Genomic DNA, 12,705 nt, shown 5'->3' on the forward strand with positions numbered 1-12,705 from the left:
AATAAGCTCATTCGATGAAAACTCCGGTGCCAGACTATCTCAAGCATGTTTTAAGCGCCTGCCGTGACAATGATAAAGGTGCCTTGGCAGATTATATTCCTGAGCTGGCAGCAGTAGATCCGGAGAAGTTTGCTTTGGCGCTCTCCACCGTAGATGGCACAGTGTATTCAACCGGTGATGACGAGCTTGAGTTTACCATGCAGTCTATGTCCAAGCCCTTTGCCTATGCTCTGGCTTTGCAGAAAGTCGGTTTGACCAAGGTTATGGAAAAAGTAGGCGTGGAGCCTTCGGGCGAGGCTTTTAACCAGATTTCACTAGAGAAAGACACCAATATTCCGAAAAATCCAATGATTAATTCGGGTGCAATTACCGCCCATTCTCTGATTCCTTATAAACGCACCGTATCCCGTGCGGAACAGATACGCCGTTTTTTAAGTGGTCTGGCTGGGCGTGAGCTGAGTTTTGATACCGAAGTATATACCTCTGAAATGAAAACAGCGTTTCGTAACAGATCCTTGGGTTATATGCTACGTACAGTAGGCGTACTGGAAGAAGATCCAGAGGCTATTGTTAATGGTTATATCAAGCAATGTTCAATCAAGGTGACGGTCAAAGATCTAGCGATGATCACCGCGGTACTTGCCAACGGCGGGATTCAGCCGCAAACCGGTAAAAAATTGCTGGATCGTTCGGTGGTGCGGCAAGTCCTGAGTGTGATGCTCACTTGCGGAATGTATGATGCTGCCGGTGACTGGCTGACATCGGTGGGTATTCCGGCTAAAAGTGGGGTCGCAGGCGGTATTATCGGTGTGTTGCCGGGACAGGTCGGCATTGCTGTGTTTTCTCCACGAATTGATGAGCATGGACATAGTGTACGTGGCGTCGATACTTTTGAGCGTCTGTCCCGGGAAATGGGTCTGCATTTAATGGAAGGTACGCCATCGGCACAGACCATTTTGCAAAGTCGTTATCTCACTGGAAAACGTGACCATGTGGTGGTGTATGAACTACGTGGCGTTTTGCAGTTTACTGAATCGGAAATGCTGCTACGGATTTTGCAAGATGAACCAGAAGGCAAAAAACGAATCGTGCTGGATCTGACCAATTTGACCTTAATTCATAATGTCGGTGCCCGGATGTTATTTGAAGGCGTAGCTCGCTTGAAAAAGGATGGTCATCCAGTCGTGGTGGTCGACTCGGAAGGAATTTTGAGTGAAGCTCAGATGAAGGGTAATAAAAGGGTTGTTGTTAAAGAAAAACTAACTAACTATCTAGAAAAATTTCAATAGACCTTCTTTCTACTAGCTTGCTTCAGCACGGAGTGTATGTCAGTAAATTAAAAAGCTCCGATGATGCGAGGTTTTTTTCAAATCTTGAAATTCTTATTTAATATGATCAGCAATATCGCTAAAGATCATACCTAAACCATGTGTCCCAGCATTCGGATAGCCTAAGCTACGGTCACCGACCGTACTGGCATGGCCCATATTTTTAAAGGTGAGCTATGTATGGCGCAAGGGAAGGGATTAATAAAAATAAAAGAGCATAAAAATGAAACCCTACAATAAAAATTTAAAACAGGCCTCAAGGGATTTACGCAATAACATGACGGATGCTGAAAAGTTGCTTTGGTCGCGGCTGCGTAATAAGAAAATACTAGGCTTGCAATTTTATCGGCAAAAGCCAATTTTAAACTACATCGTAGATTTTTACTGTCCTGCTGCTAATTTGGTGATAGAGTGTGATGGTAGCCAGCACTTTACAATTGATGGCTTAGAAGCAGATCGTATTCGCGATGAAGATTTGACTCAGCTTGGGTTAAAGGTTTTACGATTTGATAATGGGCAGGTGATGCGGCAGTTGGATGATGTGGTGGAAGTGATTTATCAATTTATTCAACAAGAATCCCCCTAAATCCCCCTTTGATAAAGGGGGACTTCCCGCGAATTTAATGGCAGTTTTAGATTCGTGTGGTTTCTCCCTTTTTTAAAGGGAGGTTAGGAGGGATTATTTGTGAGGATGGTTAGCAGTATGCAAATAATGATGCGAGACTTAATACATTAAGATTTAGTTGAACAAATCAATATACTATAAGAAAATGAATTGAATGAATAAATATTAATCAAATCATGATTTTTCCAAGACAATATATTCAAGAGTGCATTGATTTAATTAGACATAAAACGAGTGATCTAAAGCATTTATTAATGCGTCTCAATAATTCGAAAAGACCAGAGGAAGCTTTGGGGGCGATGTGGGAAGTCGTGGTTTCTGCCGAATTATCCAAGTTGGGAAATGTAGATTTCGAAAAAGATTTTGGCGTAAATGTGAAGCCAGATATCTTTTTTAGTTCTGATCAGTTGGACTTCCTTGCAGATATAAAATGTATCTCTGATCAAAATAAACATGAAAATAACAGAGTTGGAGAGTTGCAGCTTTTAATCTATAAACACTTCTGTAATTTGGGTTTGAACACATTTTCATGTCATGTAAAAGTACAAGATACTATTGTTGAAAATAGGAATGGGAAATCAGTTGATCTTAAATTGCCTAAGGATATTTCAGGATATTTTCATAATCATATTAAAAAGGAACTAAAACCAGATAAATTCAATTATGATTTTAAGGACTTGGGTGACCATAAAGGATTGTGCTTTAGTCTAGAGGTCAGATTAAATGATCAGTATTCTACTGCGCATCATGCAAGTTATACCGTATCGGAAGATGATAAAAATACTACTCTTTATAAGACTCTTGATAAGCAATATAAGCAGGTTGAATTTTATGAGGGATTCAAAGGTTTTATTGTCTGTGATGGTGATTATGACTTGTTTAGACAAAGAAATTATAGTGTTAGAAAGCAATATGCAACTTTTGAATCTGTCTGCAATCGTTATTTAGAATACAAAAGTAAAGTAGGGTTCGTTGTGGGTTTATGGATTGAAAATAAAAAAGGAGCTTTTGAGAGAGGTTATGACATAAAATTTGAAGTTCACTGTAATGATCTGTGTGAAAAGAAAAAATTAGAAAAATTATTTGGACATATTGTAGAAGAACTACCTGAAGTGATTAGATCACCAGTTAATGTTAAGAATTTACTATCTTCAAAAAATAAATACGGGAGTGGCTCGATTGGATTTCGAGGACAAAGTAATAAATTGGAAACAACTTATGGTTTTAGCTTGAGAGAAATCCAATCGGTATTAGCGGGTAAGGTGCAAATAATGTTAAATGACAAACATAATTTGTTCCCGTGTATTCCATTGCAAGAAATAGTGGAAATTTGGGTTGATCAGAAAGTCTATAAAGAAGATTTCATTTTCAACATAAGATGTAAAAAAGAATCTAAGTTAAGGATAGATAAAGAACTTTACAATTATGATGCCATTGTTGCTATAAAATTATTTGTTAATTTAATGACTGAAAAAATAAGCTTTTGTGATTTTGAGCGAAAATTAATTTTAGACAATAACCTGCAAAGTAATCCATTTAGAGATTATCTTGAAAAAGGGTATCTAATTAAAGACGCAGATTCAAATACCAAGTGCGACATATTTGTAGTTAGTTGAAAAAGTTAGGTGTATTAAAATCATTAGACTTTTTTCAACTCGCAATTGGAAAGCACCCAATGAAGCAATACACCCAACTTTCTCAAGATGAAAGATACGAAATTTATGCTGCTTTGAAAAGCAAATCTTCAATCTCTACCCTTGCCAGGGAGCTTGGACGTTCTCGATCAACCCTTTATCGTGAGATCAAAAGAAATACTGGAAAACGTGGATATCGAGCTCAACAGGCAGAGAAATTTTCAAGTCAAAGACGATATCGATCCTCTTCACAAATGACAGATTTTGCTCTCGTTTATATTCGTTATCTGATTGGCTTAGATTGGTCTCCTGAGCAAATTTCAGGTGCTTTAACACAACGAGGTTGGCTTGATGTGCCTTCACATGAATGGATTTATCAGTATGTTTATCTAGATAAATCTAAAGGTGGTAAGCTCCACCTTCATTTAAGGCATCAAAAGAAATATCGTAAACGAGGTTATAAAAATACAGACCGTAGAGGCCAACTCGTTGATAGAACAAGTATTCACTGTCGCGATGAGGTCGTCGAGAAACGTCAACGCCTAGGTGATTTTGAAGGTGATACCGTGATAGGCAAGAATCACAAGGGGGCATTATTAACTCTGGTTGAGCGCAAAAGCTTGTATGTACATATCGTTCATTTGGGACAAACTAGAACCACAACTAAAACGATTTCGTGTGCTTTAGCATGTTTGCGCAGCAGTCATGCCTACAGTGTAACCTTTGATAATGGTAAGGAGTTCTCCGAGCACCGGCGGATAACGGAAGCAGGGATAGAGACGTACTTTGCAGATCCATACAAGTCGATTCAACGAGCCAGAAATGAAAATACCAATGGTCTGATCAGGCAATATCTGCCAAAATCATCTTCGTTTGATGAAGTGTCAAATGAACAAATAGAGCAGATAGAATTTGCTCTCAATCATCGCCCTAGAAAAACACTAGGCTGGTATACGCCTAGTGAAGTTATGGCTGGTTTTTATACTGTTGCACTTGCTGCTTGAATCCGCCAGATGTAAGAGTCATAAGTGATGATTATATTGGTTTCAAATTTGATATTAATAAGAGTCCACTAATTTCTGATTTTATTTAATCCCTCCCAACCTCCCTTTTAGAAAGGGAGGAGCTATCACGCAATCCATTTGATCCGTAAAATTCCCCTCTTTTTCAAAGAGGGGTTAGGGGAGATTAAAAAATTTAAAACAAAAAAATCCCCTCACTTGAGGGGATTTTTATTCCCCCTTTGTTGAAGGGGGAATAGGGGGGGATTCATTAATCCTTTAAACCACAGAATCATCCAAATTCGGCGCTAACCAACGTTTTGCTTCATCCAACGTCCAACCTTTACGCTTCGCATAATCTTCTAACTGATCACCAGAGATTTTACCCACGTTAAAATATTCAGTTTCAGGGTTTGCATAATAGAAACCGCTTACTGATGAAGGTGGCCACATTGCAAAGCTAGAGGTTAAGTAAGTCCCAATCTTGTCCGTTGTACCTAACCAATCAAACAGTGGCGCTTTTTCAGAATGCTCAGGACACGCAGGGTAGCCCGGTGCAGGACGAATACCGACATACTTCTCTTTAATCAAATCTTCATTTGAAAGCTGTTCGTCTGCTTGGTAGCCCCAGAACTCTTTACGAATACGCTGATGTAAATGCTCTGCAAATGCTTCAGCAAAACGGTCGCCCAAGGCTTGAACCATAATCGCGTTATAGTCATCACCTTTGGCTTTGTATTCTTGAGAAAGTTCTTCCGCACCAAAGATCGATACAGTGAAACCACCCAAGTAATCCTGCGCCACATCTTTCGGTGCAACAAAGTCAGCTAAAGAGAAGTTCGCTTTACCTGTCACTTTGTCAGACTGCTGACGTAAATGCTCGAAGCTATGCGTCACATTGCCATTTTCATCAGTTACCGCAACGGTATCCGCTGCAACACGGTTGGCAGGGTAAATGCTGAATGTTGCACGTGCATCGAAACGTTTATTCTCAATGATGTCTTTCAGCATTGCTTGCGCATTTTCAAACAAATCACGTGCTGCTTCGCCCACTACTTCATCTTCAAGGATTTTCGGGTATTTACCCGCCAAACTCCAAGAAATAAAGAATGGTGTCCAGTCAAAGTATTCCACCAATGTTTCTAAAGAATAATTGGTGAAGGTTTGCGTACCAATAAAGTTAGGCTTCGCAGGGGCATTCTTGTCAAAATCAATTTTGAAACCGTTTTCAATAGATTCAGCATAAGACAACTTCGCCGCTTTTGGCTGTTTATTGGCTAGACGAGTACGGATTTTTTCATAGTCCGCTGCGTAGTCAGCTGCAAGTTGCGGTTTCATGTCCGCAGACAAGAGTTGAGTCGCAACACCGACTGCACGTGAAGCATCAGCTGTGTAGTACACGCCGTCATTTTGATATTGCGGTGAAATTTTCACAGCAGTATGCGCTTTAGAAGTCGTTGCACCACCAATCATGAGCGGAATATTAAAGCCTTTACGTTGCATTTCTTTGGCAACAAAGACCATTTCATCCAATGAAGGAGTGATTAGACCTGACAAACCGATGATGTCAACTTTCTCATCAATCGCAGTTTGTAGAATCTTCTCGCAGGGAACCATCACGCCAAGGTCAACGATGTCATAACCGTTACAGCCAAGTACCACGCCCACAATGTTTTTACCAATGTCATGTACGTCGCCTTTTACGGTTGCAAGCAAGATTTTACCTTTGGCTTCGCCTTGGGTTTTTTCTGCTTCGATGAACGGGTTCAACCAAGCCACGGCTTGTTTCATCACACGTGCAGATTTGACTACTTGAGGTAAGAACATTTTGCCGGCACCAAATAGGTCGCCAACCACGTTCATACCTGCCATGAGTGGTCCTTCGATCACATCAAGAGGACGTGCAGATTTTAAACGTGCTTCTTCGGTATCTTCATCGATGTACGTTGTAATGCCTTTGACTAAGGCATATTCAAGACGTTTTTCAACAGGCTCGTTACGCCATTCAAGGTTTTCTTCGGCTTTCTGTGCGCCTGCTTGACCACGGTATTTTTCAGCCACAGCAAGTAATTTTTCAGTCGCTTCTTGACCGCTTGCGCCTTGGTTACGGTTCAGCACGACATCTTCAACGGCTTCTTTCAGTTCTGCATCAATGTCATCGTAAATCGCAAGCTGACCTGCATTCACGATCCCCATGGTTAAACCTTGTTGAATACCGTGATACAAAAACACTGCATGAATCGCTTCACGTACCGGTTCATTACCGCGGAACGAGAACGATACGTTAGAAATACCGCCTGAAATCATCGCATTCGGTAAGTTTTGTTTGATCCAACCTGTTGCTTCAATGAAGTCCACGCCATAGTTGTTGTGTTCTTCAATACCCGTTGCCACCGCAAACACGTTCGGGTCAAAGATAATATCTTCAGACGGGAAGCCCACTTCGTTGACTAAGACATCGTACGAACGCTTACAGATTTCTTTTTTACGTTCTGCTGTGTCAGCCTGACCATCTTCATCAAAGGCCATCACGATCACGGCTGCACCGTACTGACGGCAGAGGCGGGCACGTTCTACAAACTCGTCATAACCTTCTTTTAATGAAATCGAGTTTACAACCGCTTTACCTTGGACGCATTTTAAACCCGCTTCGATGATTTCCCATTTCGAAGAATCAAGCATGATTGGCACGCGAGAGATATCTGGCTCAGATGCGATCAGATTCAAGAAGTGCACCATTGCAGCTTGTGAATCGAGCATGCCTTCATCCATGTTGATATCGATGATCTGCGCACCGGCTTCAACTTGTTGACGTGCCACGTCTAAAGCTTCAGTGAAGTTACCTTCTTTAATCAGGCGTAGGAACTTTTTAGAACCGGTCACGTTGGTACGTTCACCCACGTTTACAAAGAGTGAATCTTTAGTGATGTTAAATGGTTCTAAACCACTTAAACGACACGCAGGTTCAATTTCAGGCACTTGACGAGGAGCAATACCTTCAACCGCTTGTGCAATTGCACGAATATGGTCAGGCGTTGTACCACAGCAACCACCCGTGATGTTGATCAAGCCACTTTCCGCAAATTCTTTAATAAATGCTGCGGTTTCTTCAGGGGTTTCATCATAACCACCGAAGGCATTTGGTAAGCCCGCGTTTGGATGCGCAGAAACAAAGGTATCAGCAACGTCAGACACCGTTTTTACGTGTGGACGCATTGCATCTGCACCAAGGGCACAGTTAAAACCAATTGAGATTGGTTCTGCATGACGCATTGAGTTCCAGAATGCTTCAGCGGTTTGACCTGTTAATGTACGACCCGAGGCATCAGTAATCGTACCTGAAATCATAATTGGTAACTCGATTCTGAGTTCTTTAAACACTTCTTTGACTGCAAAGATCGCAGCTTTGGCATTTAAGGTATCGAATACGGTTTCGATGAGGATGATGTCCGCACCACCTTCAATCAGCGCTTTAGTTGATTCGATGTAATCTACTTTTAATGCATCAAAAGTAATGTTACGGAACGCAGGGTCATTTACGTTTGGTGAAATAGACGTCGTACGTGACGTTGGACCAATGACACCTGCCACAAAACGTGGTTTTTCAGGTGTTGAATATTTGGCGCAGGCTTCTTTTGCAAGACGAGCAGCCGTACGGTTAATTTCAGGAACCAAATCTTCCATATGGTAATCCGACATAGAAACGCGTGTACCGTTAAAGGTATTGGTTTCAATGATGTCTGCACCGGCTTCTAAATAAGCTTCGTGAATACCCTGGATAATGTGTGGTTGCGTCAGAACCAATAAATCATTGTTGCCTTTAAGGTCGTATGCCCAGTCAGCAAAACGCTCACCCCGATAATCGGCTTCTTCCAGTTTATGGCGTTGGATCATGGTACCCATCGCACCATCGATCACTAAAATTCTTTTGGCAAGAAGTTCTTTAAGGGTGGCTAGTGTGGACATTCAAACTTTCTCAGCAGGAATCAAAAACGGCAATAATCTTAACAGATTAGTGCGCAGTTTTCTGTAGCCATTATTCAGAATGCTGGATATGACTGATATGAAAATCTGATAAGCGGATTAAACTGTGCATAGAAAGCTGAAAACAGATAGAAAACTGAAAGCTTGAAGGTGATTACGAAGGAATTTGACCAAAAATAAAATGTAAATGAGTTTTCATGAAAATGTCATATTGCTCGGGCAAGATTGATTCAAGCATGACAGGCTCAGCAAGATGACAGTTCCGAGGGAATGATCAATTTTATTGCAAAACATGAATAAAGTTGACTGGATAGACGGTTCTTATTCTAATAAGTTTTTGTTTCTAAAATTTTAATTTTAAGATTTCAGCATATAGCTACAGGATGAACGGCAGCAAGAAAGTCTAAAAAATTGGCCTATATGACGGCGCTTTGTCATATAATTGTCACAATTAAACTGAACAATAAGGGGATTCTTGAATCCTCTATTCCTGCTTGCATGAATTCTAATCAAACTCCCTCAGGTTCAGCCCATCAGTCGTCTTCACATAAGTCGACCAATGTGCATGTGCCAACACCGAAATTTTTTATGCCGGTGTTTCTGACTGTAATTATTTCTACGCTGATTTATATCGGCTTCCAGTTGACTTCAGACCTGGCGCATGTTCCACCAATCGGTCTGTATTCGATGATTCTTTTAGCCACAGCGCTGTTTATTGCGCTGGGCTTTGAATTCGTCAATGGTTTCCACGATACCGCCAACGCGGTTGCCACCGTAATCTATACCAACGCATTGTCTGCACCGGTTGCAGTCATGTGGGCAGGTTTCTGTAATTTCCTTGGGGTAATGGTGGCCAGTGGTGCCGTTGCTTACGGGATCATTGCATTACTGCCTGTTGAACTGATCATGAATGTTGGCACGGGTGCCGGCTTTGCCATGGTCTTTGCCATGCTGATTGCTGCCATTTTGTGGAACCTAGGCACGTGGTTCTTAGGAATTCCAGCATCGAGTTCACATACTTTAATCGGTTCGATCCTCGGTGTGGGAATCATGAACTACATTCTGCATGCAGGAAGTGGTGCATCGGGTGTGGACATGGAACAGGTGATGAAAGTCGGTAAAGCACTGTTATTTTCACCTTTAATTGGTTTTGCTTTTGCAGCCATTTTGTTCTTGTTGGTGAAAAAAATCTTCAAGAAACAAGTTGAATTATTCCAACCCCCTGAAGGCAACAAGCCACCACCACCACTGATTCGTGCTATTTTGATCTTTACGTGTACAGGCGTAAGCTTTGCACATGGTTCAAATGATGGTCAAAAAGGTATGGGCTTAATCATGCTGATTTTGATTGGTTGTGTACCGTTAGCTTATTCACTCAATAAAAATTTAGATACACAACATATCCAGTCTTTTGGTGAATTATCAGCACAAACGGCTGATGTGATTTATCCAAATCATGCCGATATTGAAGACGAAAAAGCACGTCAAATCATTACGACTTATATTCAAACCAAAGAAATTACCCCTGAAGTTGTACCTGCCTTGGCAAGTTTAACTGATCATTTGGGTGATAAAGTGGGCAGCTATACCAGCATTAAGGATGTACCTGAAGCACAGGTATCTGAATTCCGTAACGATATGTATTTAAGTACCACTACATTCAAACGTTTAGATAAAGCAGAAGCTTTACCGGTGATGACTACTGAACAGGAAAAAACAGTAGATCAATACCGTGATAGCCTGGATTCATTCTTACAATACATCCCAACATGGGTGAAAGTTGCAGTTGCACTGGCGCTAGGTCTAGGTACGATGGTCGGTTGGAAGCGTATTGTGGTGACTGTAGGTGAGCGTATCGGTAAGCAACACATGACTTATGGTCAAGGGATGTCTGCTGAGCTTGTCGCAATGTCGACTATTGCAGCAGCAGATGGTTTTGGTATGCCAGTATCGACCACGCATGTATTGAACTCTGCGGTTGCAGGTACCATGGTTGCAAATAAATCAGGTCTAAATTTTCAAATGGTGAAAACCATTCTGTCAGCATGGATCTTTACTTTACCTGCAACCATCTGTTTGTCAGGCGGTTTGTACTGGTTACTGTTAAAAGTTTTTTAAGAAGATTTAATATTAAAATGCTGCCTCGGCAGCGTTTTTTTATGGGCGATTTTTACCTCTTCCTAACCCTCACTTGCGCTTCGTTTTAAAAGCGGTGCTTTAAAACTTGCTCAGGAGATGAGAATCCTCAGCATATATTCTGAGTTCGCAAGGGTGAGGGGATAAACATTAAATAAAAGTTTATCTAACGTAGAAGAAGTCTCGAAAGAAGGAACTAAATTACTTGTTCAACTTGCCCAACAAACCTTTTGGCAACTTATCCGTCGCAAAACCGTATAATGCAGCAAACGGTAGCGCAGTACGTGCCAGATAAGCCACACGCCATAAACCGCCATGATTCGCACCAGACATCATCAACTCTAAAGGATGATTCAATTTCACTTCTGGGTTCGCTACAGATTCAGAATTACGCAGATCATAAATCCACAGTGCAGCCATAATCGCATTGGTAGTTTCTGGCGCAAAAGCTTCGACATCAAATAAGCTTGCACCGTTAAATGCAGCCTTCAAAAGTGGGTTTTTGGTGACAGAATATGTCGTTGTCGATGGCGCAATATTAATACTGACACGTTGACCGTTGGCACGCGCGAGAGTCGCACGCCACTGCTGGATCCGTTTTGCCAGCGCATAGTTTGGACCTTGTTCTACAACCAGACAGTCGCATACGCCGTAGGATTTATCACCGACTTTAAATAGCTCCTGTTCATTCTTCTTAAAGAAATGCTTGCGTGAAATCAGGGAAATACTTTTGGTTAAAGTGCTTTCCAGTTTAGACAATTGCTGATATTTGCTTTGTGATGCTTGTACGACTTCTTCCGGCACGGCATAAACATCAGTTGGGGTACACATATACATCAGGCTGGTATTGGCTTTCTGTTCGCTGACATGTTTCATGATTGCATCCATCGCCATGGAAACACGCACATGCTTTTCACCATCCAGATAGGCAATTGCCGCCAGATCCAGATTCTGCTCGAATTGAATGAGCCATTGGGTAATTTCAGGAATTTGGGTCAGCAGGTTGGCACCGAGCTTTTCTTTTAGAACTTCAATCGAAGTATCAGCAGGCAGTGCTTCAACTGAAGGTGCATATAAAGTGGCATTACCCTGACTTACGGTATCTAGAATCTTGCCCCAGACACGGGTATTGGGCAGGTCAATCGCTACGATATTGGCTTTCCATTTAGATAGCCAGGTCAGAGGACCTGCTTCAGAGGCAGCACCGAACAGCACTGTGGTACGATCCGACAAGTTAAACCATTCCGGATGGGCAATACATTCACGCAAAGCATTCGCATGGCTAGGTTCAACAATCCCTCGCTCTTCCCAAGACTGGATCTGGTCCAGCAAGGCTTGTCCTTGCAGTTTCTGGCCATGATAAGGTACATACCATTCTGGCGCTTTTTCTGACTGACCTTTCAGCTGAAAAGTATTCAGATTTTTAGCAGGCAAAGACATCACGTCTTTGAGCAGATATTTCTGACCATCACGATAAAATTCAAAGCTGGCATGAGCAGTTTCCAGACCCTGTTTGGCAATGCTGAGTGCTGCACCCTGAGAGCGCAGTCCATCTTCAACCAGATGTTTAAAGTGAACTGGATATTGTTTACGCCAGTTTTTTTCCTGTTGTGCTGCGCTGGCATGCACAGGATCAACAGCACCTAAAGCTTCAGAAATGATATTGCGGCCAATTTTTGATGTGCTAGGTTTTTGTTGTGAAGCAGAAATAGGGAATTGAAGACCGTCTGGGGAATTGGACATGCAAAATATCTCGCGATTTACAGCAATTAATATACAGATGTATACATTATCGCTGCAAAATTCAGTCCAAGGTTGGCAATATATGACATCCTGACTTTTAAAATTATTACGAGATGTTTCAAGTAAAAAGGAAGATTCAAGCTTTTTGTATCGCTTGCTTAAGAATGAATTCGCAGTCCCCTTGATCAGCTCTTCAAACATGAAGGCTGTATTGTCCAGATCGGCGCCTGTAATGTATCAGCATCTGCATTCAC

General features: G+C 41.7%; 7 protein-coding genes and 1 pseudogene. 5 read left to right on the plus strand and 3 right to left on the minus strand.

Annotation, left to right across the window (positions count from 1 at the left end; genetic code table 11):
- Nucleotides 1–14 precede the first annotated feature (14 nt).
- On the plus strand, nucleotides 15–1,289 hold the full coding sequence (locus IHE35_RS03765) for a glutaminase (protein ID WP_242789369.1): 1,275 nt from the start codon (nucleotides 15–17) through the stop codon (nucleotides 1,287–1,289).
- A gap of 93 nt (nucleotides 1,290–1,382) precedes the next feature.
- Here IHE35_RS03765 and IHE35_RS14700 read toward each other — a convergent pair.
- Nucleotides 1,383–1,487, minus strand: a pseudogene (locus tag IHE35_RS14700) (dihydroxyacetone kinase); the annotation flags it as partial.
- A 64-nt stretch (nucleotides 1,488–1,551) separates the two neighbouring features.
- Between IHE35_RS14700 and IHE35_RS03770 the strand changes: the two are divergent.
- The 3 genes from IHE35_RS03770 to IHE35_RS03780 all read left to right on the plus strand — a co-directional run bounded on the left by IHE35_RS03770 (nucleotide 1,552) and on the right by IHE35_RS03780 (nucleotide 4,591).
- Entirely contained in the window at nucleotides 1,552–1,914 is a 363-nt protein-coding gene (locus tag IHE35_RS03770) for an endonuclease domain-containing protein (protein WP_242789370.1), read from the plus strand.
- Nucleotides 1,915–2,207: 293 nt separating this feature from the next.
- The gene (locus IHE35_RS03775) at nucleotides 2,208–3,569 is read left to right on the plus strand and encodes a hypothetical protein (RefSeq protein ID WP_242789371.1); all 1,362 of its coding nucleotides are present in this window, start codon (nucleotides 2,208–2,210) and stop codon (nucleotides 3,567–3,569) included.
- 59 nt (nucleotides 3,570–3,628) lie between these two features.
- Nucleotides 3,629–4,591 (plus strand): IS30 family transposase, encoded by a 963-nt coding sequence (locus IHE35_RS03780; protein WP_180182461.1) that lies wholly within the window; start codon nucleotides 3,629–3,631, stop codon nucleotides 4,589–4,591.
- Nucleotides 4,592–4,867: 276 nt separating this feature from the next.
- Here IHE35_RS03780 and metH read toward each other — a convergent pair whose 3' ends face one another.
- Nucleotides 4,868–8,554, minus strand: coding sequence for a methionine synthase (metH, locus tag IHE35_RS03785; RefSeq protein WP_242789372.1), 3,687 nt, complete (start codon nucleotides 8,552–8,554; stop codon nucleotides 4,868–4,870).
- 516 nt (nucleotides 8,555–9,070) lie between these two features.
- On the opposite strand from metH, the gene IHE35_RS03790 reads away from it, so the two are divergent.
- The gene (locus IHE35_RS03790) at nucleotides 9,071–10,690 is read left to right on the plus strand and encodes an inorganic phosphate transporter (RefSeq protein WP_242789373.1); all 1,620 of its coding nucleotides are present in this window, start codon (nucleotides 9,071–9,073) and stop codon (nucleotides 10,688–10,690) included.
- Nucleotides 10,691–10,909: 219 nt separating this feature from the next.
- On the opposite strand, the gene IHE35_RS03795 is transcribed toward IHE35_RS03790, so the two are convergent.
- The gene (locus tag IHE35_RS03795; protein WP_242789374.1) at nucleotides 10,910–12,451 is read right to left on the minus strand and encodes a hypothetical protein; all 1,542 of its coding nucleotides are present in this window, start codon (nucleotides 12,449–12,451) and stop codon (nucleotides 10,910–10,912) included.
- Between the last annotated feature and the right edge of the window lie 254 nt (nucleotides 12,452–12,705).

The sequence above is a fragment of the Acinetobacter sp. ASP199 genome (assembly GCF_022700675.1).
Taxonomy (GTDB): Bacteria; Pseudomonadota; Gammaproteobacteria; order Pseudomonadales; family Moraxellaceae; genus Acinetobacter.